The 25,418-nt window shown below is 71.0% G+C and carries 21 protein-coding genes and 3 tRNA genes; 9 read left to right on the top strand and 15 right to left on the bottom strand.

Translation table 11 applies throughout. The features are described 5' to 3' along the window. Positions 1–78: 78 nt before the first annotated feature. Together bldC and ACZ6WH_RS37485 are read right to left on the bottom strand one after the other, a co-directional pair. Positions 79–285, bottom strand: a complete 207-nt coding sequence (bldC, locus tag ACZ6WH_RS37480; protein ID WP_003949541.1) for a developmental transcriptional regulator BldC — start codon at positions 283–285, stop codon at positions 79–81. Positions 286–914: 629 nt separating this feature from the next. After that, positions 915–1,751, bottom strand: coding sequence for a DUF8083 family protein (locus tag ACZ6WH_RS37485; RefSeq protein WP_361553780.1), 837 nt, complete (start codon positions 1,749–1,751; stop codon positions 915–917). Between the two features lie 275 nt (positions 1,752–2,026). Between ACZ6WH_RS37485 and ACZ6WH_RS37490 the strand changes: the two genes are divergently transcribed. Then, complete coding sequence (locus ACZ6WH_RS37490) at positions 2,027–3,172, top strand: Leu/Phe/Val dehydrogenase (protein WP_469734443.1); 1,146 nt, start codon at positions 2,027–2,029, stop codon at positions 3,170–3,172. A gap of 323 nt (positions 3,173–3,495) precedes the next feature. Beyond that, positions 3,496–3,753, top strand: a complete 258-nt coding sequence (locus ACZ6WH_RS37495) for a DUF3073 domain-containing protein (protein WP_399718302.1) — start codon at positions 3,496–3,498, stop codon at positions 3,751–3,753. Positions 3,754–3,852: 99 nt separating this feature from the next. On the opposite strand, the gene purM is transcribed toward ACZ6WH_RS37495, so the two are convergent. Both purM and purF read right to left on the bottom strand, forming a co-directional pair. Then, on the bottom strand, positions 3,853–4,926 hold the full coding sequence (purM, locus tag ACZ6WH_RS37500; protein WP_469734445.1) for a phosphoribosylformylglycinamidine cyclo-ligase: 1,074 nt from the start codon (positions 4,924–4,926) through the stop codon (positions 3,853–3,855). Between the two features lie 33 nt (positions 4,927–4,959). Continuing rightward, positions 4,960–6,516 (bottom strand): amidophosphoribosyltransferase, encoded by a 1,557-nt coding sequence (purF, locus tag ACZ6WH_RS37505; RefSeq protein ID WP_432856533.1) that lies wholly within the window; start codon positions 6,514–6,516, stop codon positions 4,960–4,962. A 106-nt stretch (positions 6,517–6,622) separates the two neighbouring features. Between purF and ACZ6WH_RS37510 the strand changes: the two genes are divergently transcribed. Both ACZ6WH_RS37510 and ACZ6WH_RS37515 read left to right on the top strand, forming a co-directional pair. Further along, positions 6,623–6,703 carry a putative leader peptide gene (locus ACZ6WH_RS37510; RefSeq protein WP_361553951.1) on the top strand — a complete coding sequence of 27 codons (81 nt, stop codon included), beginning with the start codon at positions 6,623–6,625 and terminating at the stop codon, positions 6,701–6,703. 352 nt (positions 6,704–7,055) lie between these two features. Beyond that, entirely contained in the window at positions 7,056–8,501 is a 1,446-nt protein-coding gene (locus ACZ6WH_RS37515) for a sulfatase family protein (protein WP_469734472.1), read from the top strand. A 25-nt stretch (positions 8,502–8,526) separates the two neighbouring features. On the opposite strand, the gene ACZ6WH_RS37520 is transcribed toward ACZ6WH_RS37515, so the two are convergent. The 4 genes from ACZ6WH_RS37520 to purS form a co-directional block, all read right to left on the bottom strand. Further along, positions 8,527–9,321 (bottom strand): maleylpyruvate isomerase family mycothiol-dependent enzyme, encoded by a 795-nt coding sequence (locus tag ACZ6WH_RS37520; protein ID WP_469734447.1) that lies wholly within the window; start codon positions 9,319–9,321, stop codon positions 8,527–8,529. An 83-nt stretch (positions 9,322–9,404) separates the two neighbouring features. Then, the gene (purL, locus tag ACZ6WH_RS37525) at positions 9,405–11,654 is read right to left on the bottom strand and encodes a phosphoribosylformylglycinamidine synthase subunit PurL (RefSeq protein ID WP_469734449.1); all 2,250 of its coding nucleotides are present in this window, start codon (positions 11,652–11,654) and stop codon (positions 9,405–9,407) included. Continuing rightward, complete coding sequence (purQ, locus tag ACZ6WH_RS37530; protein ID WP_469734451.1) at positions 11,651–12,331, bottom strand: phosphoribosylformylglycinamidine synthase subunit PurQ; 681 nt, start codon at positions 12,329–12,331, stop codon at positions 11,651–11,653. The genes purL and purQ overlap by 4 nt, the downstream gene beginning before the upstream one ends. Then, entirely contained in the window at positions 12,328–12,591 is a 264-nt protein-coding gene (purS, locus tag ACZ6WH_RS37535; RefSeq protein ID WP_469734453.1) for a phosphoribosylformylglycinamidine synthase subunit PurS, read from the bottom strand. Before purS ends, purQ begins: the two co-directional genes overlap by 4 nt. A 300-nt stretch (positions 12,592–12,891) precedes the next feature. Here purS and ACZ6WH_RS37540 point away from each other — a divergent pair, with 300 nt between their 5' ends. The 4 genes from ACZ6WH_RS37540 (at position 12,892) to ACZ6WH_RS37555 (ending at position 13,881) form a co-directional block, all read left to right on the top strand. Continuing rightward, positions 12,892–13,212 (top strand): histone-like nucleoid-structuring protein Lsr2, encoded by a 321-nt coding sequence (locus ACZ6WH_RS37540; RefSeq protein ID WP_052866369.1) that lies wholly within the window; start codon positions 12,892–12,894, stop codon positions 13,210–13,212. Positions 13,213–13,399: 187 nt separating this feature from the next. Further along, positions 13,400–13,471 (top strand) — tRNA-Gly (locus tag ACZ6WH_RS37545). Positions 13,472–13,546: 75 nt separating this feature from the next. Beyond that, positions 13,547–13,619, top strand: a tRNA-Gly gene (locus ACZ6WH_RS37550). A gap of 186 nt (positions 13,620–13,805) precedes the next feature. Beyond that, positions 13,806–13,881, top strand: a tRNA-Gly gene (locus tag ACZ6WH_RS37555). A 51-nt stretch (positions 13,882–13,932) separates the two neighbouring features. On the opposite strand, the gene ACZ6WH_RS37560 is transcribed toward ACZ6WH_RS37555, so the two are convergent. The 4 genes from ACZ6WH_RS37560 to purD form a co-directional block, all read right to left on the bottom strand. Further along, positions 13,933–14,847: a phosphoribosylaminoimidazolesuccinocarboxamide synthase gene (locus ACZ6WH_RS37560; protein ID WP_432856543.1), complete on the bottom strand. Its 915-nt coding sequence runs from the start codon at positions 14,845–14,847 to the stop codon at positions 13,933–13,935. Positions 14,848–15,032: 185 nt separating this feature from the next. Continuing rightward, the gene (locus ACZ6WH_RS37565) at positions 15,033–16,511 is read right to left on the bottom strand and encodes a N,N-dimethylformamidase beta subunit family domain-containing protein (protein ID WP_469734456.1); all 1,479 of its coding nucleotides are present in this window, start codon (positions 16,509–16,511) and stop codon (positions 15,033–15,035) included. A 424-nt stretch (positions 16,512–16,935) separates the two neighbouring features. After that, a complete protein-coding gene (locus ACZ6WH_RS37570) occupies positions 16,936–18,975 on the bottom strand; it encodes a hypothetical protein (protein ID WP_469734458.1) in 2,040 nt (679 codons plus the stop codon). 384 nt (positions 18,976–19,359) lie between these two features. Beyond that, positions 19,360–20,619: a phosphoribosylamine--glycine ligase gene (purD, locus tag ACZ6WH_RS37575; RefSeq protein ID WP_469734460.1), complete on the bottom strand. Its 1,260-nt coding sequence runs from the start codon at positions 20,617–20,619 to the stop codon at positions 19,360–19,362. A gap of 456 nt (positions 20,620–21,075) precedes the next feature. Here purD and ACZ6WH_RS37580 point away from each other — a divergent pair, with 456 nt between their 5' ends. Beyond that, on the top strand, positions 21,076–21,840 hold the full coding sequence (locus ACZ6WH_RS37580) for an SLATT domain-containing protein (protein ID WP_469734462.1): 765 nt from the start codon (positions 21,076–21,078) through the stop codon (positions 21,838–21,840). Positions 21,841–21,973: 133 nt separating this feature from the next. Here the strand turns inward: ACZ6WH_RS37580 and ACZ6WH_RS37585 are convergent, their stop codons facing one another. The 3 genes from ACZ6WH_RS37585 to ACZ6WH_RS37595 form a co-directional block, all read right to left on the bottom strand. Next, on the bottom strand, positions 21,974–22,624 hold the full coding sequence (locus tag ACZ6WH_RS37585; RefSeq protein WP_469734464.1) for a hypothetical protein: 651 nt from the start codon (positions 22,622–22,624) through the stop codon (positions 21,974–21,976). A gap of 58 nt (positions 22,625–22,682) precedes the next feature. Further along, positions 22,683–23,360: a GntR family transcriptional regulator gene (locus tag ACZ6WH_RS37590; RefSeq protein WP_432856549.1), complete on the bottom strand. Its 678-nt coding sequence runs from the start codon at positions 23,358–23,360 to the stop codon at positions 22,683–22,685. A gap of 250 nt (positions 23,361–23,610) precedes the next feature. Beyond that, positions 23,611–24,969, bottom strand: coding sequence for an aminotransferase class III-fold pyridoxal phosphate-dependent enzyme (locus tag ACZ6WH_RS37595; RefSeq protein WP_469734466.1), 1,359 nt, complete (start codon positions 24,967–24,969; stop codon positions 23,611–23,613). Between the last annotated feature and the right edge of the window lie 449 nt (positions 24,970–25,418).

Raw genomic sequence — 25,418 nt, forward strand, 5'->3', positions numbered from 1 at the left:
CCGTCATAAGGAGCTATGTGGTGCTCTATGGGCATCGAACGGGTTGGGGGACCCAAAAATGCCCGGTTATGCGGTTTTTCAGGCCTCGCTGCGCTGCTGCGGGATACCCGCGAGCAGTGCGCGGACCTCAGCCTCGCGGTAGCGCCGATGTCCACCGAGCGTACGGATGGACGTGAGCTTGCCTGCCTTGGCCCAGCGGGTCACCGTCTTCGGGTCGACACGGAACATCGTGGCAACCTCGGCAGGGGTAAGCAGCGGCTCGGCGTCAGGGGTGCGAGCGGTCATGAGCGGCCTCCTCGGGAGAACCGAACCATCACGGTTCTTTCCTCTAAATTCTGCACCTTGACCCGCGTTGCCCGAAATGGCGGACGCGGGCCGAGTCGGTTATAGGACGAACGGCTTGTCCTCGGCACTACAACTACACCATCTGTCCAGCCGCGTCGGCCAAACCGATGGAATTGCCCTCTCAGGTGTTCAACCTCGGCGGAAGCCGATGGACCGTGCCATAGCGGACAGTCACGCCTCTGTGACGATCAGTCACAACGTGATCAGGCGTCACCAGTCCCACCAAGGAGTGCAATACCGATCTATCCGCCCTTAGTTGGACGGAAGGAGCCCCGGTCAGGCTCCTTGTCCTATTTTGGCACGAGGGTGGTAGTTGGTGGCAAGGCCCGAAGTCAGTGCTTTAGGTCACTGTTTTACGGTTTGGTCCGGATCGGGACCTACGTCCCGTACATCCGAACCAGCACACCGTAAACCGACGGCACGGCACAGAAACCCCTCAATCACCGCTCAGGGACCGCCTGCCGCCCGCCGCCCTCAGGCATGCGCCGGCGCGCCCGCCGGAGGCGCACAACGGGGGCGCGCGTCGTCACAACGCGTGCCTCCGAAAATGATCACCCAATGTCCGGCGGTCAGCTGGCGTACTGCCGCTCCCGGACCTCACGCCACCGGTCCGACAGCTTTTCGTACGCCGCGCCGGCCCGCTCCCCGTCGCCCTCGCGCAGTGCCGCGAGTCCCTCCGCCACTTCCGCGGCGGAGCGGTCCTCGGCCAGCCGGCCTTCGGGGACGGCGTGCACCAGTCCTCCGTAGTCCAGCTCGACGAGGGCGCGTGGGTGGAATTCCTCCAGCCAGCGCCCCACATCTACCAGGCCGTCGATCAGCGGCCCCTCTTCGAGGGCGTCACGGAGCGTGCGCAGTCCGCGTGCGACCCGGCGCCTGGCCTCGACCATCGGCGTGCGGTAACGCAGCACGAGCCCTTGGTCACTCTTCGTGTACTCCCGCTCGGCGTCGGTGAAGAGCACGAACCAGCGCACCGGTACGTGCCAGGTCGCCGTACGGATCCAGGGGCGCGCGTCGGGGTTGCGGTCCAGCCACCGCTCGTAGTCGGCGGCGGCCTGCCGGCGGACCACCGGCGGCAGGGCGGCGTCCAGCACCGGCCCGGGAAGCCGCTCGGGCAGCTCCTCCAGCGCCTGCCAGCCGCGCAGCCGCGTCCGCCAGGGGCACACACACGTCACGCCGTCCACATCGGCGATGAACGCGTCGCCGCTCTCGTGCACGGGCACCGCCACCGGCGGGGTCGGCAGCAGATCGGCGAGCGAGCGCCGCAGCTCGTCCTGGGCGGTGGGCATGGACTCCCGCTTGGCGTAGCGCGCCCAGTGGGAGCGCTCCGGCTCGGGGAACGCTGCCAGCGGTTCGTAGACCCGTAGATACGCCGCGTACGGGACCATCACCGATGACGCCTGGGCCACGCCCGCTCCATTCTTCTGTGGGTCCGCCGGAGGTGGACCGCGAGGGAAAACCGCCACTGGGGAGTGTGCCAAGCAGGGGCGCGAGGCCGGGAGTTGCCTCCCCGCGAGCGGCCCGGCATGCGCAAATCGTCCCATGCCCGTACCCCACTAAGGGGTGATCCTCCGCACTGTGCCGATCAACGGCTGCCGAAGGTCATACGCTTCCCCCGACCGGCCCTCCCCCCGCTTCCCCTGCCACAAGCGGGGGGAACGACCCGAGGGCGTCCACCGCGACTATGGGAGTCACCACAGTGACCGACGTACGTCCCGTCTCCGCACACTCCGTGCCGGGGATCCCCGCTTCCCACGCCGACGGCGGAGTGCTGCACACGCTGTTCCGGTCCGATCAGGGCGGCCACGAGCAGGTCGTGCTCTGCCAGGACCGCGCCAGCGGCCTGAAGGCCGTGATCGCGATCCACAACACCGCGCTCGGCCCGGCCCTTGGCGGCACCCGCTTCCACGCGTACGCCTCCGAGGAGGAGGCCGTGCTGGACGCGCTGAACCTCTCCCGCGGCATGTCGTACAAGAACGCGCTCGCGGGCCTGGACCATGGCGGCGGCAAGGCCGTGATCATCGGCGATCCCGAAGCGATCAAGACCGAAGAACTGCTGCTCGCCTACGGTCGTTTCGTGTCCTCTCTCGGCGGCCGCTACGTCACGGCCTGCGACGTCGGTACGTACGTCGCCGACATGGACGTCGTCGCCCGGATCAACCGCTGGACCACCGGCCGCTCGCCGGAGAACGGCGGCGCCGGCGACTCCTCCGTCCTCACCGCCTACGGCGTCTTCCAGGGCATGCGCGCGGCCGCCCAGCACCAGTGGGGCGACCCGAGCCTGAGCGGGAAGCGGGTGGGCATCGCCGGGGTCGGAAAGGTCGGCCAACACCTGGTCGAACACCTGCTCGAAGACGGGGCAGATGTGGTCATCACGGACGTACGGTCCGAATCCGTGGATCGAATTCTGGCCAAACATCCGCAGGTCCGCGCGGCCGTCGACACCGAGGCGCTCATCCGCACCGAGGGCCTCGACGTGTACGCGCCGTGCGCGCTGGGCGGCGCCCTCAATGACCACTCCGTACCGGTTCTGACCGCGAAGGTGGTCTGTGGCGCGGCCAACAACCAGCTCGCCCATCCGGGTGTGGAGAAGGACCTCGCCGACCGCGGAATCCTTTATGCACCCGACTACGTGGTCAACGCGGGCGGTGTCATCCAAGTGGCGGACGAGCTGCACGGGTTCGACTTCGACCGGTGCAGGATGAAGGCCGGGAAGATCTTCGACACGACACTTTCAATATTCGCTCGTGCGAAGGCGGACGGCATTCCGCCGGCCGCTGCGGCCGACCGGCTGGCCGAACTGAGGATGGCGGAGGCGCGCTCGGCGTGATCCGCGCCACCCCGTAGGCGTCCCGGCGCCGACCGTGGAGTTCCTACAGCGACACGCTCGGTGGCTGGTGAAGGAGACATCCCTCACCACCCACCGGCGGGTCGCCGGACATGACACGTTAAAATCGCAGCTGACCAGCGGGTACGGGGCGTCCCGCGAGTCATGCCGGGCGGCCGGTGGTGCGGGCGACGTACCGTATGGCCGCGGAAGCAGGTACCGTTAAAGCCCTACGGGCCGGACTCTCCGTCGAGAGTCCGCTCTGAATCATGAACGCGTGTCAAGACTCTGGGGCCGTCGAGCCCCGTCGTTGAGGGGGTCGAGCCATGGGGCGCGGCCGGGCCAAGGCCAAGCAGACGAAGGTCGCCCGCCAGCTGAAGTACAACAGCGGTGGGACTGATCTCTCACGCCTGGCCGAAGAGCTGGGTGCATCGCCGCAACAGCCGGCACAGCAGCCGCCGAACGGTGAGCCGTTCGAGGATGACGAGGACGACGACCCGTACGCACGGTACGCCGACCTGTACAACAACGATGACGATGAGGACGACGAGGGAAACTCGTCCGACCAGCGTCGTCGCGCCTGACGCCGCCGCGCGCTCAAGGCAGCCACAGCAGTATCACGGACCCGGTCCGGCGCTTTGCCCGGACCGGGTTCTGTGCTGCCCTGCGGGAGGGGGCGGGCGTCAGCTCGCGTAGTCACCGGTCAGGGCCACGGCCTCGGCGTGGTCGCCGCGCTCGACGATCTCTCCGCTGACCCAGGCGTCCATGCCCCGGTCCGCGAGGGTGGCGAGCGCCACGTCCACCGACTCCTGCGGAACGACGGCCATCATGCCGACGCCCATGTTCAGGGTCTTCTCCAGCTCCAGGCGCTCGACCGAGCCGGCCTTGCCGACCAGGTCGAAGACCGCGCCGGGGGTCCAGGTGGAGCGGTCGATCGTGGCGTGCAGCCCGTCCGGGACGACCCGCGCGAGGTTGTTCGCGAGGCCGCCGCCGGTGATGTGCGAGAACGCGTGCACCTCGGTGGTGCGGGTGAGCGCCAGGCAGTCCAGCGAGTAGATCCTGGTGGGCTCCAGCAGCTCCTCGCCGAGGGTGCGGCCGAACTCCGGCACCTCCCGGTCCAGCGCCATGCCCGCCCGGTCGAAGAGCACGTGGCGAACGAGCGAGTACCCGTTCGAGTGAAGACCGGAGGACTCCATGGCGATCACCACGTCACCCTTACGGATGCGATCCGCGCCCAGGACGCGGTCGGCCTCGACCACGCCCGTACCGGCGCCGGCGACATCGAAGTCGTCCTCGCCGAGCAGGCCCGGGTGCTCCGCGGTCTCGCCGCCGACCAGCGCGCAGCCGGCCAGCACACAGCCCTCGGCGATGCCCTTCACGATGGCCGCCACCCGCTCGGGGTAGACCTTGCCGACGCAGATGTAGTCGGTCATGAACAGCGGCTCGGCACCGCAGACGACCAGGTCGTCCACGACCATGCCGACCAGGTCGTGGCCGATCGTGTCGTACACGCCCAGCTTGCGGGCGATGTCGACCTTGGTGCCCACGCCGTCGGTGGCGGAGGCGAGCAGCGGGCGCTCGTACCGCTTGAGGGCCGAGGCGTCGAAGAGGCCGGCGAAGCCGCCGAGCCCGCCGACGACCTCGGCGCGTGTGGCCTTCTTGACCCACTTCTTCATGAGGTCGACGGCGCGGTCGCCCGCTTCGATGTCGACGCCCGCGCTCGCGTAGCTGGCACCGGCAGGAGTTTCAGCAGACATGGCTGAGAGCTTTCGTGTCGTCTTGCAGGGGTTCTACGGGCGACGCAGCGCGTCGGCGCCGCCGACCCCGGCGGTGAGCGTCTGGACGCCGTCCACGTCGGACGTCGTCCGGCCCTCGGTCTCCGCCTCCAGCAGGTGCTTGCCCAGCAGCTCCGGGTCCGGCAGGTCCATCGGGTACTCGCCGTCGAAGCAGGCGCGGCACAGGTTCGGCTTGGCGATCGTGGTCGCCTCGACCATGGCGTCGATGGAGATGTACGAGAGCGAATCGGCGCCCAGGGACTTGCCGATCTCGTCGACCGAGAGACCGTTGGCGATCAGCTCGGCGCGGGTGGCGAAGTCGATGCCGAAGAAGCACGGCCACTTGATCGGCGGGGAGGAGATCCGCACGTGGACCTCGGCCGCGCCGGCCTCGCGGAGCATCCGGACGAGGGCGCGCTGGGTGTTGCCGCGGACGATCGAGTCGTCGACGACCACCAGGCGCTTGCCGCGGATGACTTCCTTGAGCGGGTTGAGCTTCAGGCGGATGCCCAGCTGGCGGATGGTCTGCGACGGCTGGATGAAGGTCCGGCCGACGTAGGAGTTCTTGACCAGTCCGGAACCGAACGGGATGCCGCTGGCCTCGGCGTAGCCGACCGCGGCCGGCGTGCCGGACTCCGGAGTCGCTATCACCAGGTCCGCGTCGGCGGGCGCCTCGGCGGCCAGCTTGCGGCCCATCTCCACGCGGGAGAGGTAGACGTTCCGCCCGGCGATGTCGGTGTCGGGGCGGGCCAGGTAGACGTACTCGAAGACGCAGCCCTTGGGGCGGGCGTCGGCGAAGCGGGTGCTCCGCAGGCCGTCCTCGTCGATGGCGACCATCTCTCCGGGCTCGATCTCCCGGATGAAGCTGGCGCCGCAGATGTCGAGGGCAGCGGTCTCGGAGGCGACCACCCAGCCTCGCTCCAGGCGGCCGAGGACCAGCGGGCGGATGCCCTGCGGGTCACGTGCCGCGTACAGGGTGTGCTCGTCCATGAAGCACAGCGAGAAGGCGCCCATGACCTTGGGCAGGACGCGCGGCGCGGCCTCCTCCACGGTCAGCGGCTTGCCGTCCTCGTCGACCTGCCCGGCCAGCAGGGCCGTCACCAGGTCGGTGTCGTTGGTGGCCGCGACCTGGGTCGCCCGGCCGCCCTCGCGGGGCAGGTCGGCGACCAGTTCGGCCAGCTCGGCGGTGTTCACCAGGTTGCCGTTGTGACCCAGCGCGATCGAGCCGTGCGCGGTGGCACGGAAGGTCGGCTGGGCGTTCTCCCACACGGACGCACCGGTGGTGGAGTAGCGGGCATGGCCCACGGCGATGTGGCCCTGGAGAGAGCCGAGGGAGGTCTCGTCGAAGACCTGTGAGACGAGACCCATGTCCTTGAAGACCAGGATCTGTGAGCCGTTGCTCACTGCGATGCCCGCAGACTCCTGCCCGCGGTGCTGCAGCGCGTACAGCCCGAAATAAGTGAGTTTGGCGACCTCTTCTCCCGGGGCCCAGACACCAAAGACGCCGCAGGCGTCCTGGGGACCCTTCTCACCAGGGAGCAGGTCGTGGTTGAGTCGTCCGTCACCACGCACATCAAGAAGTCTAGGGCAGGTACGGGATTCATCCGAACCGGGGATGGTCGCCGAGCTTGGACATGTGCTTGACGTGAACACCTGATCACCGCCAGGATCCGGGACCGTGCAGACCCCGCAACTCTTGGTGCAGCGCCGCCATGTCGACCTCGGTCGCGTCGCGAGCGCCATCTGTCGTTGCCTCTGAGCGCGCCTCTCGCGCCTCCTCTCCGCCGCGCGCCTTTCTGTACGTCCCGTACACCGCCGCGCCGCCGCTCCCCCGCCTCCCCCGGCCCCGCACGCCTGTCGGCGTACCCACTCTGACCAGGCAGGACGGCTCGCCGTAAGGCGTCATCGCCGGCGGTCGGGGCGGTCCGCACCCTCTTGATCACCGCCTTACATGGGGTGAGAAGCGTCACTTCCCGGCCATCACACACCCGGCCAGGGGGTTTGGGCGGCATTTATCGGGATTTCCCAGCCGAGGACGCGGCGCACACGGTCGCCACTTTCCTCAAGCAAAGGACCCCTTCGTGACGTCGCCCGACACCCAGCAGCCCGACATGTCCGACACCGCCCGTCGCCCCCTCTCCCGCCGGACCTTCGGCGGCCTCACCGGAGCCGGTGCCGCCGCCGCGCTCGGCGGACTCGGCACCGTCGCCGCCGGTACGGCCGCTGCCGCGGAGCCCACCGCCCCGGCCGCCCACGAGGAGCGGCCGTTCCGCGCCGCGCCCGGCCGGTCCGCGCGCCGCCCGAACATCCTGTTCGTCCTCGGCGACGACCTGGGCTGGGCCGACCTCTCCTCGTACGGCTCGCCGGACATCCGCACCCCCCACCTGGACCGGCTGGCCCGCCAGGGCGTCCGCTTCACCCAGGCCTACTCGGGCTCCGCGACGTGCTCCCCCACCCGCTTCTCGCTCTACACGGGGCGGTATCCGGGCCGGACGAAGGGCGGCCTCGCCGAGCCCATCGCCGACAGAAGCGCCGGCCTGGACCCGGACCACCCCACCCTCGCCTCGCTGCTCCGCGACGCGGGCTACGCCACCGCCCTGATCGGCAAGTGGCACTGCGGCTACCTGCCGGACTACAGCCCCACCCGGTCCGGCTGGGACACCTTCTTCGGCAACCTCGGCGGCGCGCTGGAGTACTACTCCAAGCTCGGACTGGCCGGGGAGTACGACCTGTACGAGGGCGACGCCCAGTACAAGGACCTGCGGTACTACACCCGCATCCTCACCGAGCGGGCCGTCGACCACGTGACCGAACGCGCCGGGAAGCAGGCTCCCTGGCTGCTCAACCTGAACTTCACCACCCCGCACTGGCCGTGGATCGCGGACGGCGACGAGGCCGAGAGCGCGAGGATCACCGCCCGGATCCGGGCCGGGGAGAAGGGCGCGCTCAACCACCGCGACGGTGGATCGCTGGCCAAGTACAAGGAGATGGTCGAGGACCTGGACCGCTCCATCGGCCAGGTGTTGGACGCGCTCCGGCGCACCGGGCAGGAGCGCGACACGCTGGTCTTCTTCGCCAGCGACAACGGCGGCGAACGCTGGTCACACCAATGGCCGCTGTCCGGGAACAAGGCATCCCTCCAGGAGGGCGGCATCCGCGTCCCCACCCTCGTCCGCTGGCCCGCCCGGCTGGACGCCGGCCAGGTCAGCCACGAGCCGGTGTACACGCCGGACTGGACCGCGACCCTGCTGGAGATCGCCGGTGCACGCCCCGACCGCCGGTACCCGCTGGACGGCACCAGCCTGGCCGGCCACCTCCTGCGCGGCGAGCGGCTCCCCGAGCGCGACCTGTTCTGGCGGGTACGCGGCGAACGGGCGCTGCGCCGCGGCGACTGGAAGTACTACCGCGGCAAGGGCGGCACCGACCAGCTGTTCGACGTGACGGCCGACCCGCGCGAGCAGGCCGACCGGGCGGGCGCGGAGCAGGAGCTGCTGCGGGAGCTGCGCACCGCCTGGGAGCGCGTCGACGCCACGCTGCTGCCGTACCCGGCCGCCTGACAGCCGGCGCCCCGGCCCGTACCCGTCAGGACAGCACCGGCAGGTACGGGCCGAGGTCCGCGCGCTCGCCGCTCGCGCTGACCGTGGCGTTCTCCAGCTCCGCCGCCCAGTCCGCACGGCCGGTGGCCAGCCGCACCCAGGTCAGCGGGGCGGTCTCCACGACGTTCGGCGGGGTGCCGCGGGTGTGCCGGGGGCCCTCGACGCACTGCACGACGGCGTACGGCGGGATCCGCACCTCCACCGACCCGCCCGGCGCCTTCGTGGCCAGCGAGTCGGCGAGGAGCCGCACCGTGGCGGCCAGCGCCTGCCGGTCGACCGGAAGCTCCTTGCCGAGCGCGTCGGCCAGGTCGTCGGTGTGCACGACCAGCTCCAGGCAGCGGGTCACCAGCAGGTCGCCCAGCCGCATCGCCCCGGGCCGCCGGACCGCCACCAGCCGGTCGTCGGCGGCCCCGGGCACCAGCGCGGCGTACCGCTCGGCCGCCCGGTCCAGCAGCGCGACCGGGTCCTGCTCGGCCGCCAGGGTCCGCACGTACTCGTCGACGGAGGCGGCGTACGCCGCGGGCGCGAACGGCCACTCGACGAGCGCCACTTCCTGCTTCTGCGCGGCGGGGCGTTCGAGACCGGCGGGGACGTGGTCGACCGCCATGGCGAAGTGGGCGACCAGCTCCCGCACGGTCCAGTCCCCGAGCCGGGTCGGGCGGGCCAGGTCCTCGGGGGACAACTCCCGCACGGCGTCCCGTACGTGACCGAGCTGCGCGGTCACCGCGGCGCGGGTCCGGTCGGAGTCGTAACTGCGCGGGCGCTTCTTCGCGGGAGACATGAGCGCGAGCCTAATCGCAACGCGCCGCGGCCCCACCGGGAATTTCCGGTGGGGCCGCGGTACTGCCGTACGAGCGCGGACGATCAGGCGAAGAGGCCCGGGATCGTGTCCTCGTGCGCCGTGCGCAGCTCGCTCAGCGCGATGCTGAACTGGCCCTGCACATCGAGGGAGTCGCCGTCGACGACACCGATCCGGGTCGCCGGGAGACCGCGCGCACCGCACATGTCGGTGAAGCGGAGCTCCTCGCTGCGCGGCACGGAGACGACCGCACGGCCGGCGGACTCGGAGAACAGCGTCACGAACGGGTCCTGGCCGTCGGGGATCACGACCCGGGCGCCCTTGCCGCCCTTGAGGCAGGACTCCACCAGCGCCTGCACGAGACCGCCGTCGGACAGGTCGTGCGCCGCGTCGATCATGCCGTCGCGGGACGCCGAGATCAGGATCTCGGCGAGCAGCCGCTCGCGCTCCAGGTCCACCTCCGGCGGCAGGCCGCCCAGGTGGTCGTGGACGACCTGCGCCCAGGCCGAGCCGCTCAGCTCGTCGCGGGTGTCGCCGAGCACGTAGAGGAGCTGGCCCTCTTCCGCGAAGGCGACCGGCGTACGGCGGGCCACGTCGTCGATCACGCCGAGGACGGCGACGACCGGCGTCGGGTGGATGGCGGCCTCGCCCGTCTGGTTGTAGAGCGAGACGTTGCCGCCGGTGACCGGCGTGCCCAGCTGCTGGCAGCCGTCCGCGAGACCGCGGACGGCCTCGGCGAACTGCCACATGACGGCCGGGTCCTCGGGCGAACCGAAGTTCAGGCAGTCCGAGACGGCGAGCGGCTTGGCGCCGGTCGCGGCCACGTTCCGGTACGACTCCGCGAGCGCCAGCTGCGCACCGTGGTACGGGTCCAGCTTCGCGAAGCGGCCGTTGCCGTCCGTGGCGATGGCCACGCCCAGGCCCGACTCCTCGTCGATGCGGATCATCCCGGAGTCCTCCGGGCCGGCCAGCACCGTGTTGCCCTGCACGAAGTGGTCGTACTGGGAGGTGATCCAGGACTTGGACGCCTGGTTCGGGTGCGCCACCAGCTTCAGGACCTGCGCGCGCAGCTCGTCGCCGCCCGCCGGACGGGCCAGCTTCGCGGCGTCGTCACCCTGGAGGGCGTCCTGCCACTCGGGACGGGCGTACGGGCGCTCGTAGACCGGGCCCTCGTGGGCGACGGTCCGCGGGTCGACGTCGACGATCTTCTCGCCGTGCCAGAAGATCTCCAGCCGGTCGCCGTCGGTGACCTCACCGATGACGGTGGCGGTCACGTCCCACTTCTCGCAGATCTCCAGGAAGCGGTCGACCTTCTCCGGCTCCACGACCGCGCACATGCGCTCCTGCGACTCGCTCATGAGGATCTCCTCGGGCGAGAGCGTGGAGTCGCGCAGCGGTACGTCGTCGAGCTCGACGCGCATGCCGCCGGAGCCGTTCGAGGCCAGCTCGGACGTGGCGCAGGAGATGCCGGCGGCGCCGAGGTCCTGGATGCCGACGACGAGCTTCTCGGCGAACGCCTCCAGGGTGCACTCGATGAGCAGCTTCTCCTGGAAGGGGTCACCGACCTGGACGGCGGGGCGCTTCGAAGGCTTGGAGTCGTCGAAGGTCTCCGAGGCGAGGATCGAGGCGCCGCCGATGCCGTCGCCGCCCGTCCTGGCCCCGTACATGATGACCTTGTTGCCCGCGCCGGACGCCTTGGCGAGGTGGATGTCCTCGTGCCGCATGACGCCGATGGCACCGGCGTTGACCAGCGGGTTGCCCTGGTAGCAGGCGTCGAAGACGAGCTCGCCGCCGATGTTGGGCAGGCCGAGGCAGTTGCCGTAGCCGCCGATGCCCGAGACGACGCCCGGCAGGACGCGCTTGGTGTCGGGGTGGTCGGCGGCGCCCATCCGCAGCGGGTCGACGACCGCGACCGGGCGGGCGCCCATCGCGATGATGTCGCGGACGATGCCGCCGACGCCGGTCGCGGCGCCCTGGTACGGCTCGACGTACGACGGGTGGTTGTGCGACTCGACCTTGAAGGTGACCGCGTAGCCGTTGCCGACGTCCACGACACCGGCGTTCTCGCCGATGCCGACGAGCAGCGCGTCGGTCTCCGGAGCCTTCTCACCGAACTGGCGGAGGTGAACCTTGCTGCTCTTGTACGAGCAGTGCTCGGACCACATGACCGAGTACATGGCGAGCTCGGCGCCGGTCGGACGGCGGCCGAGGATCTCGCGGACGCGCTCGTACTCCTCCGGCTTCAGGCCCAGTTCGGCCCACGGCAGGTCGGTGTCCGGGGTCTCGGCCGCGTGCTTGACCGTGTCCAGCGTCATGCGTTGACCAACTTCTTCAGGATCGAGGTGAAGAATCCGAGGCCGTCGGTGCCACCGGCCCCGATCAGCGGCTCGACGGCGTGCTCCGGGTGCGGCATGAGGCCGACGACATTGCCGGCCGCATTGGTGATGCCGGCGATGTCGTTGAGCGAGCCATTGGGGTTTACGTCCAAGTACCGGAAGGCCACGCGGCCCTCGGCCTCCAGCTCGGCGAGCGTGCGCTCGTCGGCGACGTACCGGCCGTCCATGTTCTTCAGCGGTACGGAGATCTCCTGGCCCTGCTCGTAGTCCGCGGTCCAGGCGGTGTCCGCGTTTTCCACGCGCAGCTTCTGTTCACGGCAGATGAAGTGCAGATGATTGTTCTGCAGCATCGCGCCGGGCAGCAGATGCGTCTCGGTGAGGACCTGGAAGCCGTTGCAGATGCCCAGGACGGGCAGGCCCGCCTTCGCCTGCTCGATGACGGTCTCCATGATGGGCGAGAAGCGGGAGATCGCCCCGGCCCGGAGGTAGTCGCCGTAGGAGAAGCCGCCGGGCAGGACCACGGCGTCGACCTGCTTGAGGTCCTTGTCCTTGTGCCACAGCGGCACGGCCTCGGCGCCGGCGAGCCGGACCGCGCGCTGGGTGTCGCGGTCGTCCAGCGTGCCGGGGAAGGTGATGACTCCGACGCGAGCACTCATGAGCCGGCCTCGACGGGCTCGTCGACCCGTACGACGAAGTCTTCGATGACGGTGTTGGCGAGGAAGGTCTCTGCCATCTCGCGGATGCGGGCGAGGGCGGCGTCGTCGACCGGGCCCTCCACCTCAAGTTCGAAACGCTTGCCCTGACGTACGTCGGAGATGCCCTCGAAGCCCAGACGCGGCAGTGCACGCTGCACCGCCTGTCCCTGCGGGTCGAGGATCTCGGGCTTGAGCATGACGTCGACTACGACGCGTGCCACTGGCACTCCCGGTTGTGTGGTGCTGAAGGCGGTTCCTTCACAGTACCTTGCCGAAAAATCTACGCGCATAGAACTGTAGGCGACCGATCACGTTCCGGTATCGACGGTTGTGAACAGCCGGGAAAAATCCTCGAAAAGATCGGCAGTCCGGATTGCGCGGTGACACGCTGAGGAAATTAACTGGGCTTCCCAATGCATTGCCCATCGCTGTACAAATGAAAAAGCATTGATCCCTGACATCCGGATCTGCCGCATCTCCCCATGTCAGCACCGAGATGCTGCACGAAAGGACCGATATCCGTGGCGCAGCGCGTAGTGGTCACGCTCTCCGATGACATCGACGGCGGAGAAGCCGCAGAGACGGTCACCTTCGGATTGGACGGTAAGACGTACGAGATCGACGTCAATCCCGCCAATGCGGAGAAACTCCGCGAGGTGCTCGCACCGTACGTCGAGGCCGGCCGCAAGCGGGCGAAGTCCGGCAAGGCCTACCGCCACACCTCGGTGGCGGCCGATCCCGCTGCGGTACGGGCGTGGGCCCGCTCGCACCACATGGAGGTGCCGCCGCGGGGCCGGATCCCGAAGAAGGTCTACGAGGCGTTCGAGGCCGCCAACAGCTGACGGTCCGCGGCCGCCCGCGTCCCTGCCGGGGTCGCGGGCGGCGGGACCTTCCGGGGTCGCGGGCCATCGTCCGGCGCCGGCTCCGGAGGCCGCGTGGGCAGCGGACTTGCGCTGCACCCCCGTTGATCAGCTAAAGTCTGGAGCACGCCGAGGGGCGAGGCCGGAAGGCCGGGCCCCGAGGAGTCACGCGGGTGTAGCTCAGTAGTAGAGCGCCCTCTTTCCAAGAGGGAGGCGCAGTGTGCAATCCCTGTCACCCGCTCTGACAGTCTCGACCACTCCTCTGGATCAGGTAGAGTAGCTGTCGCGCCGCTCGGTGAAAGCCGGGTGGATGCATGCGGACGTAGCTCAGTTGGTAGAGCGCAACCTTGCCAAGGTTGAGGTCGCGAGTTCGAGCCTCGTCGTCCGCTCAGGAAAGAAGACCCCGGTCCTCGCGACCGGGGTCTTCTGCTTTTTCCCCATACGTTCGCCTTGTTGACGGGGAAAACGATCTGTGGCCGTGGCCACAATCCTCCCCGCCCGCCACCGGAGGGGCACGAGCACCCCGCGCGGTTGGCTATAGTGGTGCACGCACCGAGCGCTTCGGCGCCGGAGATGCGGACGTAGCTCAGTTGGTAGAGCGCAACCTTGCCAAGGTTGAGGTCGCGAGTTCGAGCCTCGTCGTCCGCTCCATACGAAAGGGCACCGGTCATCGACCGGGGCCCTTTCCGTTTCCCTGGACGCTCAGGACCACTTGAGCCCGGTGAGCCGCTCGTACGCCTCGACGTACTTCGCGCGGGTCTGCGCCACGATCTCCGCCGGCAGCGGGGGCGGCGGCTGCTCGCTCTTCCGGTCCCAGCCGGAGTCCGGCGACGTCAGCCAGTCCCGGACGAACTGCTTGTCGAAGGACGGCTGGGCGCGGCCCGGCTGCCACTGGTCGGCCGGCCAGAACCGCGAGGAGTCCGGCGTCAGCACCTCGTCGGCAAGGGTCAGCGTCCGCGTGCCGTCCGCGGCCACCGCGTAGCCGAACTCGAACTTGGTGTCCGCCAGGATGATGCCGCGCTCGCGCGCGATGTCCCGGGCCCGGCCGTACACCGCGAGCGTCGCCTGGCGCAGCTGCGCCGCCGTGTCGGCGCCGACCTGCCGGGCGACCTCCTCGTAGGAGACGTTCTCGTCGTGCTCGCCGACGGCGGCCTTGGTGGCCGGGGTGAAGATCGGGCCCGGCAGCTCGGAGCCGTCCTGCAGGCCCTCGGGGAGCGCGAGTCCGCAGACCGTACGGGACTCCTCGTACTCCTTGAGGCCGGAGCCGGTGAGGTAACCGCGGGCCACGCACTCGACCGGGACCATGTCGAGGGACTTGCAGACCAGGGTGCGGCCCGCCCAGTCGGCGGGGGCGCCGGCCGGAACCTCGGTGGAGAGCACGTGGTTCGGCGCCAGATCGGCGAGCTGATCGAACCACCACAGCGAGAGCTGGGTGAGGACCCGGCCCTTGTCGGGGATCTCGGTGGGCAGCACCCAGTCGTACGCGGAAGTGCGGTCGCTGGCGACCATGATCAGGTCGCCGTCGGCGTTCTCGTAGAGGTCGCGCACCTTGCCGGTGTGGAGATGGACCAGGCCCGGCACCTCCACGGGTTCGGGCTTTTCAACGAATCCGGACACGCTGCCTCCGCGTAGGTTGATCCAGGAGTCCTTCCGATTCTCGCGCATGCGGGGGCCCGGCAGCGCTTCAGGGTGGGCCGACGCGGCGCACGCCCGGCCCCGCACGCCTTCCGGCGCCGGTACGGCCGGCACCTGTCGGCGCGCGAGACCCCGGCCCGCGCCGCCGCGCGCGGGCCGGAGGCCGCTCAATCGCGTTTGCAGATGCGGTCGAGGAGATTGGCGGTGGCCCGCTGAATCCGCTCGTCGATGTGGCCGGGCCGGTCCAGCGCCGGCGACCAGGCGAAGGTGCCGGAGGCAAAGACCAGTGCCCCGCTGGGCGCCCGGTACAGCGACGTCTCCTGGTGGCGGCGGACGCCCTCGCCGTCGCGGTACGGGGAGTGCGCCAGCAGCACCCGGCTGGTGCTCTCGGGCAGGTTCGTGCGCGGGAAGTACCGATCCGCCTCGCCGGCGACCAGCCCCGCCAGCTCGTCTCCTTCGTGCGCCCCGGTGGCCTCCCACAGCCAGTGGTCGCCGTTGCGGACCACCAGCGGCGCCGGCTCGGGCACCCGGCCCGCGTACTGGATGCCCATCAGCTCCTGCTCGGGCCGGCCCAGCTCGCGCCAGAGCGCGGGGCGCCCGGGGCCCTGGCGCTTGCGGCAGGTCAGCAGGGAGTCCGGGCCCGAGGGCGACGGGGACAGCTCGACCTGCCAGTACATGGTGTTGGCGGAGAGGAAGACCAGGGACGTGCCGCTGTCCCGGGCGCGCTCGGCCGCCTGTCGCATGGGGACCGACCAGTACTCGTCGTGGCCGGGGAAGACCAGGCCGCGGTAGCGCGACGGATCGACGCGGCCGGCGTGCAGATCGCGGGCGTCGGCGTAGGCGAGGTCGTAGCCGTACCGTTCCGCCCAGCGGATGAAGTCGTACGCGTGCCCGACGTGCAGCGGCAGTCCCGCGCCCGCGAAGGGGCGGTCGAAGGAGACCGTGACGGCCGCGTCCTTCTCGCCGAGCAGCGCGCCCTCCTCGTCCCACGCGTGGTACAGGCTGGCGCCCGTCCGGCCGTCCTCGGGGTAGAGGTTGTACGCCTGCCACGTGACGTCCGGGAGCAGCAGGAGCAGATCGGCGGGGCGGTCGTCGCGGACGGTGAAGGGGAGGTGGCTGCGGTAGCCGTCCTCGGTGGTCAGCACCGCGACGTACGCGCCGACGTTCCAGTACTCCGGGATCTGCAGCCGCCAGGAGAGCCACCAGTGATGGCAGGAGACCGTGCGGTCGGCGGTGAGCGGGGCGGGCTGGACGATGCCGGAGAGCCGGGGACTCGTGGTGATCTTGGCAGCGCCGGCCGCCGCGTAGTGGCCGATCCGGTAGACGTCGATGCTGAACGGCTGCGGCGGGTCGACGGTGATCCGGAAGTCGATGGCCGCACCGGGGGCGACCGCGCCGGTCGTGGCGAAGCCCTTGATCTGGCGGTGCACGTCGTCGGCCGTGCGGGGGCCCGCGCAGGAGCGGGGCAGCGGCACGGGCGCTCCGTCATGGGTGAGGACCGGATCGACGTACCAGGGGACCACCCGGCCGGAGTCGAAGTAGTTCTCGCTCCCCCGCAGCCAGGGAAGTGGCCCCTGGCCGAACGGGTCCGTCACGGCATGCGCGAGCGCACCGGACTCCCACCGCCGGATCTGCTGTGTGCCCACGCTCCCACTCCCCTCCCACACCCACCGTTCGGTCCGCCTGTGCTGTCGCCCGTACGCGGTCGCCCGTACGGACTGTGTGTACGAGCCCGGGTCACGGGCTCGCGGGTACACGTTTCGTTCGTAAGAGACACGGCGAGTACCCCCAGCACATCACATTACGCACTTGGACCGTCACCCTTCGTCGTGAATTTACTCGCGAAAACGACTGAAAGGTGAACCGGAGGCGCATACCTTCCGACGTTCCGGGCCAGGGTGACCGGTTGGGCATTCGATACGACGGAGGCGTCCGGTACGGCGGGGCGTCCGGTACGACGGTGGGGCGGAGGGCGTGGGGAGGTGCGGGGCGCCCGTCGGCGGCGGTCCGGGGTGCGGGTGGCGGTCGGTCTGCGGGCTGCGGTCCGCCGTCCGCGGTCCGGGACCGCGGTCAGACGAGGCGTACCGGCTTGTCCGGGCGGACGCCCAGTTCGCCGAGCCAGTCGCGCAGCGGCTCGTCGTCGCCGTCGTCCACCAGGCTGCGGACCGTGCGGCCGACGTCGGCCCGGCGGGCGCCGTCGACCAGCAGCGCGGGCCCGTCCAGCCAGTCCAGGCCCGGGGCGGCGCCGGCGGTGTCCACGGCGGCGCAGCACACCATCGCCATGACGTGGTCGGCGAGCAGCTCACGGCCCGTACGGGGCGCTTGCAGCGGGAACAGCGGAACGCCGCCGTCGACCAGCCCGTCTCCCCAGGACACTCCGGGCCCCGCGAACTCCGCGGCCTCCTGGGCCGGTCCCGATGCGGGCGTCGCCGCCCTGCGGTCGGCGGTGGCCCGCTCCTCCCGCTCCAGCTCGGTCACCAGGCGCGCGGCGACGAGCTCGCTCGCCGCGTCGTCCCGCGCCAGCCGCTCGATGACCCGGGTCAGCGTGGGCCCGGCCACGGCGGGCTCGCCGCCGTTCACGGCACCGGCCACCCGCGCCCGGCCGCCGGGCCGCTCGCCGGTCTCCGCGGGCGCCTCGCCGAGGCTCCGGCCCGCTGCCGCATCGGCCGCCCCCACGGGCTCACCCACGGGCCCCTTGGTGCCCACCGGCTCCTTCGCCCGTACGGCTTCGGTGGCCCGTACGGCTTCCGCCGCCGGTACGGATTCTGCGGCCCGTACGGCCTCCGTCGCTCGTACCGCTTCCGTCGCCCTGACCGCTTCCGTCCGTACCGCTTCCGGCGTCCGTACGGGCTGTGCCGCGGCGCCCTCGGCCGGGTCGGCGGCGGGCGGGAGGGCGGGCAGGTCGTCCAGGACGCGGTGCAGGCGGGCGGCCTCCAGCCGCCACTTGCGGTCGACGACCTCCTCCGGATAGCGGTCCCAGGCGATCGGCGCCCAGTCGGGGCCGGTCTCGGCGGGGCCGCCGTGGAAGAGCCGGGCGGCCAGCAGGGACGCGGCACGGTCGATGGCGCCGGGCTCCTCCAGCAGGTCGCAGGCCGGGCGCTCGCCGAGCCGGGAGGTGAAGCCTTCGGCGAGGCGGTCGCGGCGGGAGAGCTCGGTGAGCGCGGAGACCACGCCGGCGTCCAGCCGGGCGGGCCAGCGGCCCATCCGCCAGGCCGGCAGCGCGACCCGGGTCAGCAGCCGGTCCCAGCCCGCGTACGCCAGGCCCACCTGCTCCTGCGCCACGATCCGCAGGCCGTAGTCCACGCCCTGGGCGCGCTCGGACGCCGCGGCCGCGACGCCCCGCTCCATCTGGGTGGCGTGCTCACCGCAGGCGCGCAGCAGCAGGCGCGACACCCGGCCCACGAAGCGCAGCGGTACCCCGCGGAGCGTGCCGCGGGCGCGGGCGGCGACCGCCACGGCGGCGTCCAGGCCGCGCACGAAGCGACGCGCGGCCGCTATGTCGGGGTGCACCGAGGGGCCCGTACCCGCGACGACGGGGGCCAGGAGGGCGCGCAGCTCGCCGACCCGCATCCACCACAGGAAGGGCGAGCCGATGACCAGGACCGGCGCCGGTGCCTGCCGGGCCGCCCCCGATCCGGTGCCCGCGCGGGAGGCGGCCGGGGCGGGGCCGGCCGACGGGCCGCCGGGCGAGGCGTGCGCACGGTGCGTGCGGTCCTCCAGCCAGCTGTCGCAGTCGGGGGTGAGCGCTATCGCGGAGGGCGCCGGGACCTCCAGACGGTCCGCGAGGTCGCGCACCAGGCGGTACAGATCGGGCGCCGACTCCTCGGCGACCGGGACCGTGGGGCTGAGCGCGGGCCGGGCCCGGGCCACCACCGCGGCGACCAGCGCCGCCAGCAGCAGCGCCACCACCGCGAGCCCCGCCACGATCCATCGGGCGAGGGCCCAGCCACCGGAATCCCAGGAGCCGAGCCCACCGGTCGCGGCCCCGGCGAAGAGCACCACGGCCAGCGCGGCCGGCAGCACGGCCAAGCCCAGCGCCGCGCCGCGGATCCGCAGCACCGCGAGCGCTCGGGCGCGTGCTGCTTGTTCGCCTGCCTCCGGACCTGCCACGAGCCTGTACACCCCCTGCTGTCCTGCTTGAACGGGACGGAGAGAACACGGGACGGAAGAGACCGGCAACCTGCCGGCGGCCGGTCACGACCGTCGGCGCATTGCTCGTTCTCCACCACTCTGGCACCGGCCACTGACATCGCAATGCCGGTGAGCCACTTGCCGGACGTCTCGGAGGCGGCCGGGCCGGGGAGCGGAACGGTCACCACAGGACGCTTGCGCGGAACCCTAGTTGGGGCGCCGCCGCACGTCAGCCGTTAACCGGTTTGGTCACTCGATGGAATGGCTTTGGGTAAAGCAAGGAACCGGCCGTCGGACGGCCGGTTCCTGAAATGGGCCGGGACCCGGCCGCCACCAGGGGCGGACGGGTCCCGCTGCGTCTCCTCAGCCGGCCTGCTCCGCGGCCTTGGCTGCGATGTCCGTCCGGTGGTGGGACCCGTCGAGCGAGATCCGGCCGACGGCGGCGTACGCGCGGTCGCGCGCGGTGGCCAGATCGGTGCCGGTGGCGGTGACGGACAGTACTCGGCCACCGGCGCTGAGGACCCGGCCGTCCGCGTCGTACCGGGTGCCCGCGTGCAGCACGTACGCCTCGGGGGCATCCTGCTCGGCGACCGCGTCCAGCCCGGTGATCGGGTCACCCGTACGCGGGGTGCCCGGGTAGTTGTGCGAGGCGACGACGACCGTGACGGCCGCGCCGTCGTTCCAGCGCAGCGGCGGGAGGGCGGCGAGGTTGCCGGTCGCGGCGGCCATCAGCAGGCCGGCCAGCGGGGTCTTCAGGCGGGCGAGCACGACCTGGGTCTCCGGGTCGCCGAAGCGCGCGTTGAACTCGATCACGCGGACGCCGCGCGAGGTGATCGCCAGACCCGCGTACAGCAGACCGGAGAACGGGGTCCCGCGGCGCCGCAGCTCGTCCACGGTCGGCTGCAGCACGGACTGCACGACCTCGTCGACCAGCTTCGGGTCCGCCCACGGCAGCGGGCTGTACGCGCCCATGCCGCCGGTGTTCGGGCCCTCGTCGCCGTCCAGGGCGCGCTTGAAGTCCTGGGCGGGCTGGAGCGGTACGACGGTCTCGCCGTCGGTGACGGCGAAGAGGGAGACCTCGGGACCGTCGAGGAACTCCTCGATCACTACGCGGTCGCAGGCCAGCGCGTGCGTCCGGGCCGCTTCCACGTCGTCCGTCACCACGACGCCCTTGCCGGCGGCGAGGCCGTCGTCCTTGACCACGTACGGCGCACCGAACGCGTCCAGGGCCTCGTCGATCTCGGCGGGGGTGGTGCACACGTAGCTGCGGGCCGTCGGCACGCCGGCGGCGGCCATCACGTCCTTGGCGAAGGCCTTGGAGCCCTCCAGCTGCGCGGCGTCGGCGGAGGGGCCGAAGACCGGGATGCCGCGGTCGCGCACGGCGTCGGCGACACCGGCCACGAGCGGTGCCTCCGGGCCGACGATGACCAGCTCCGCCCGCAGGCTCAGGGCCAGCTCGGCAACGGCCGCGCCGTCGAGGGCGTCCACCGGGTGGAGCTCGGCCACCTCGGCGATGCCGGCGTTGCCGGGAGCGCAGTGCAGCGCGGTGACGTCGGGGTCGAGGGACAGGGAGCGGCACAGGGCGTGTTCGCGGGCGCCGCCGCCGATGACGAGGACCTTCACAGGAGCAGCCTAGTCGTCCCGGGTGACGGCACACGGTCGCGCCCCTGAGCGCGAGGCCCTCCGGCCCCGCACCGTACGGAAGAACGGCTACGAGATCGGTCGAAGTCGCAGCCTCTTCGACCACCCGAACGAACACAACCGGGCACGGCTGGTCCAACATGCGCATACGTACGGACGAACAGGGATAAACAGGTACAGCCCGGCGAACGGGTACAGCTGATCGAGGGACGCGCGCGCGTCCCCATCCTGGGTACCTAGGTGGGGGTCGCGGGGTGTAGCAACTCCTTCGAGTGAGGCCGGGAACAGGCCTATACCTGATCCCGCGCCACTTCCGGGCGGAAATAGCTCGATCCTGGCGGCAACGCCAGCCGTTCGGCGGTAGGAAGGGTGTCGCGCGCCACGGCCGTCTCCATCGCCACGCGCGCACCGCACGTATCTTCAACAGGGAGTGCACGGGTGAGCCAGCCGGAGATGCAGCCCGAGAGGCCTCCCGAGGGGCCCCCTCGGGAGGAAGGCGAGGACGCGCAAGGACGGGATCGCGGTGATCTCGCCGGCCGTGCCTTCCCGCTCGGCGACTGGGGTGAACCGGCCGAGCGCCTGGACGAGCTCTACCAATGGGCCGAGACCGGCGCGCTGCACGTCATCGACTGGTACCTCGCGGACCGCGTCACCAAGCGGCGCACCGCACGGATCCTGCGCGCCGGCGCCGCCGCCGGCGTCTCGGCGGGCGCGCTGCTGCCGCTCCTCGGCCTCACCGGCGCGCTGGACGACGGCACGCAGTACGGCTACCTCGCGCTGCTGCTCGCCGCCGTCTGCGTCGGCTGCGACCGCTTCTTCGGCGTCACGGCGGGCTGGATGCGGGACGTGGCCGCCGCCCAGGCCGTACAGCGACGACTGGAGGCACTGCAGTTCGACTGGGCGTCCGAGAGCGTACGAGAAGTCCTCGGCCCCACCGAGGGCACCGCCTCCGAGGCCGCGGAACGCTGCCTCTCCGTACTGCGGCGCTTCAACGAGGACATCGCGGAACTCGTCCGCTCCGAGACGAACGACTGGATGATGGCGTTCCGCACCGGACAGGTGCCGACGGGCAACCAGACGGCACCCGCCCCGTGGGGACCGCAACGCCAGGAGACCGTCCCGGACCGTACGGGCCGCATCGTCCTCCCCCCGGGCACCCGCCCGAACATGCCGCGTCAGCGACCGCCCGAGCCGCCCCGGTGACCGCCCGGGGCCCCGCGCCCCGGCCCGTACGCCCGGCTTCCCGGCCCTTACGCCCCGCACCGATCAGCTGAGGACGATCGCGTGAACACGGTCATCTGAAGATGATCAGCTGAAGACGGTCACCTGACGGCGATCAGCTGAAGACGATCATCGACCCCTGGCCCAGACTGCGGGTCGCCGCCCCGTGCAGCCCGAGCCACACATGACGCTCCCGGGCGAACGGACCGTCGTCGGCGACCGCCCCCTCCACCCGCTCCTCCAGCTTCGTCGGCCGCTCCGGCGGCGTCGGCGCGGCCGGCGGATTGGCCGGGTCGATACCGATGGCCGGCGCGACCAGCTCCAGCTCCCTCAGCAACCCGTGCGAAGAACCCAACGGGCCGCCCCCGGCGAGAAGTTCCTCATTCGCCAGCGGATGCGGGAAGTCCACCGGTACGTACGCACCCGCGTGGTCGTAATGCCACACCAGATGCGACTCCTGGGCCGTGCTCTCGAACATCTCCAGCAACTGCTCGTAATCACCGCCCAGTTCGTCCACGGGTGACACGGCGAGACCACAGATCTGAAGCAAGTACGCACGGCGCAGGAAGTGCAGCGCGTCATAGTCGAACCCGGCGACCGGCGCGACGTCCCCGGAAAGGCCCGGCATGTAGTTGAAGACCGGTACGGGCGGAAGACCCGCCTCGTCCAGCGCTTTGTCGTAGGCGGCGAGCTCTTCGGAGAAGGGATTGTCGGGGCTGTGGCACAGCACGTCGACGAGGGGGACGAGCCACAGGTCACACGCCACAAGTTCTCGCTTCCGTTCGGGTCCGGCAGACGAAGCCGATGGTCGGGACAGCGTAGTGCTAGGCGAGGTTCTCGACGAGGGCGAGGGCATGGGCGTTGTACTCGCGGACCAGGCGCTGCGCCGTGCTCACATCGCGGTGCACGACCGCGTCCGCCAACTCCTGATGCCCCTGCCACAGATGGCCGCGCAGGTCCGCTTCGGCGCGCAGCATCGGCACCGCGAACACCCATCCCTGTACCCGCATCCGGTCCAGGAAATCGGCAATACAGGGATTTCCCACGAGATTGCCGAACTCACGCCAGAATCGCAGGTCATAGCCGATCAGTACGTCCAGCTCCCCGCACCGCGCCGACCGTTCCGCCTCCTCCGCACGGCGCCGGAGGGAGACCAGCGCATCGGACGTCACCCCGTGCATCAGCTCCTCCGCACGCGTACGGAAGACCCCCTCCACGACCAGCGTGCGGGCCTCGACCATGGCCCGGTAATCGGCCGCCGTGAACGTGTGCACGCAGAAACCGCGGTGCTGCTCCACATCCAGCAGCCCCTGCGCGGCGAGGTCGAGCAGCGCCTCGCGCACCGGCGTCGCCGACACGCCGTACTGCTCGGCGATCTCCTTGACGGTGAACTGGTGGCCCGCGGGCAGCCGTCCGGCCAGCACCTCGTCACGCAGCGCATCCGCGATCTGCTGGCGGAGCGTGCTGCGCTGGATGACTCCGCTGACCGGCCCGGCGGGCATCGTGTCCGTCTCCTTCCGCGACCGCGCGGCAGAAGCGCAGCCCTCGCTCTCACGATAGGCGAGCGGCGTGCGGGACGGGTGGGACGGTGGTGGTGAAAAGGGGTGGGGGCGGTGGTGAGGGATGGGGGTGGACGACGCAAGGAAGGAGGGGGAGAGCGACGAAAGGGGGAGGGGCGGCCCGTACCCGAAATATGGGCGGCGGGACGTCGGGGCGTGTCCGACGTCCCGCCTCGTGCGGTACCGCGGGGCGTCAGACCGTGTGCGCGTCCGCCACCGTCAGGGCCTCGTCGAGGGCGGCCAGGCCCTCCTTCGCCTCCGTCTCCGTGACCGTGCACGGCGGAACCACATGCGTACGGTTCATGTTCAGGAACGGCCACATGCCCCGCTCCTTGCACGCCGCCGCGAACTGCGCCATCGGGGCGTTGTCCGCGCCCGACGCGTTGTACGGCACCAGCGGCTCGTGCGTCTCACGGTCCCTGACCAGCTCAAGTGCCCAGAAGACACCCATGCCGCGCACCTCGCCCACCGACGGATGCCGTTCGGCGATGTCCTTCAGCGCCGGGCCGATGACGTTCTCGCCGATCTCCGCCGCGTTCTCCACGATGCGCTCCTCCGCCATCGCGTTGATCGTCGCGACCGCGGAGGCGCAGGCCAGCGGGTGACCGGAGTACGTCAGACCACCCGGGTACGGGCGCTTGTCGAAGGTCGCGGCGATCTCCGCGGAGATCGCGACACCGCCCAGCGGCACATAACCGCTGTTCACACCCTTGGCGAAGGTCATCAGGTCCGGCGTCACGTCGAAGTGGTCGGCGGCGAACCAGCGGCCCGTCCGGCCGAAGCCCGCCATGACCTCGTCCAGGATGAAGACGATGCCGTACCGGTCACAGATCTCCCGGACGCCGGCGAGGTAGCCGGGCGGCGGGACCATGATGCCGGCGGTGCCCGGAATGGTCTCCAGGATGATCGCGGCGATCGACTGCGGGCCCTCGAAGGCAATGGTGTCCTCGAGGTGGCGCAGCGCGCGCTCGCACTCCTGCTGCTCGTTCTCCGCATGGAAGGGCGAGCGGTACAGGAACGGGCCCCAGAAGTGCACCACGCCTGCCGACGCGGTGTCCGACGGCCAGCGCCGCGGGTCGCCCGTGAGGTTGATCGCCGCCGCGGTGGCACCGTGGTACGAGCGGTACGTCGACAGCACCTTGGACCGGCCGGTGTGCAGCCGGGCCATGCGCACGGCGTTCTCCACGGCCTCGGCGCCGCCGTTGGTGAAGAAGATCTTGTCCAGATCGCCGGGCGTGCGCTCGGCGATCAGCCGCGCGGCCTCGGACCGCACGTCCACGGCGAAGCCCGGGGCGAGCGTGCACAGCTTGCCGGCCTGCTCCTGGATGGCCGCGACGACCTTCGGGTGCTGGTGCCCGATGTTGGTGTTGACCAGCTGCGAGGTGAAGTCCAGGTAGCGGTTGCCCTCGTAGTCCCACATGTACGAGCCCTCGGCGCCCGCGATCGGCAGCGGGTCTATCAGGCCCTGCGCCGACCAGGAGTGGAAGACGTGGGCACGGTCGGCGGCCTTCACGGCCGCGCCGGCGGCGGGGTCTGGTTGCGTCGTGGTCACGGTCACTACCTCGGATCGCTTCGGGCCGCCAGGACATCGGGAACGCGGGAAAACGCCGTACCGGGTGACGCTGCGCTGCGGGGACGCCGTACCGCGAAGACGCTGCATGCGCTGCCGGAGCGCTGATCAGCGAGACGCTGCACTGCGACCACCTGCGCGAGGACCACGCCGTACTGCGAGAACGCGGGAACGTGGGGCGGCGGACGCTCACCAGCCTAAGGATCACCGCACCGGCGCCGGTACCGACAGTGTGTATGGGTGTGGGGGGAGGGTCTGACAGGTTGTCGATGGGGGTGGGGGTGGGGTGAGGGTTGGGGGGGCTCCCCGCCCCCGCCCCCCCCCCCCCCCCCCCCCCCCCCCCCCCGCCGGGCGGGGGGGGGGGGGGGGGGGGGGGGGGGGGCCCCAGCTGCGTGCCGTCCTGGAGCTGCACCCCTCGGTCTCCGTTGTGC

This window comes from Streptomyces sp. NPDC050806 (assembly GCF_055586425.1).

Coding starts and splice junctions, on each gene's coding strand:
- ACZ6WH_RS37490 (WP_469734443.1), top strand. CDS start 2,027: ATGGGAGTCACCACAGTGACCGACGTACGTCCCGTCTCCGCACACTCC.
- ACZ6WH_RS37495 (WP_399718302.1), top strand. CDS start 3,496: ATGGGGCGCGGCCGGGCCAAGGCCAAGCAGACGAAGGTCGCCCGCCAG.
- bldC (WP_003949541.1), bottom strand. CDS start 285: ATGACCGCTCGCACCCCTGACGCCGAGCCGCTGCTTACCCCTGCCGAG.
- ACZ6WH_RS37520 (WP_469734447.1), bottom strand. CDS start 9,321: ATGTCTCCCGCGAAGAAGCGCCCGCGCAGTTACGACTCCGACCGGACC.
- purL (WP_469734449.1), bottom strand. CDS start 11,654: ATGACGCTGGACACGGTCAAGCACGCGGCCGAGACCCCGGACACCGAC.
- ACZ6WH_RS37590 (WP_432856549.1), bottom strand. CDS start 23,360: ATGCCCGCCGGGCCGGTCAGCGGAGTCATCCAGCGCAGCACGCTCCGC.
- ACZ6WH_RS37515 (WP_469734472.1), top strand. CDS start 7,056: ATGTCCGACACCGCCCGTCGCCCCCTCTCCCGCCGGACCTTCGGCGGC.
- purQ (WP_469734451.1), bottom strand. CDS start 12,331: ATGAGTGCTCGCGTCGGAGTCATCACCTTCCCCGGCACGCTGGACGAC.
- purM (WP_469734445.1), bottom strand. CDS start 4,926: ATGTCTGCTGAAACTCCTGCCGGTGCCAGCTACGCGAGCGCGGGCGTC.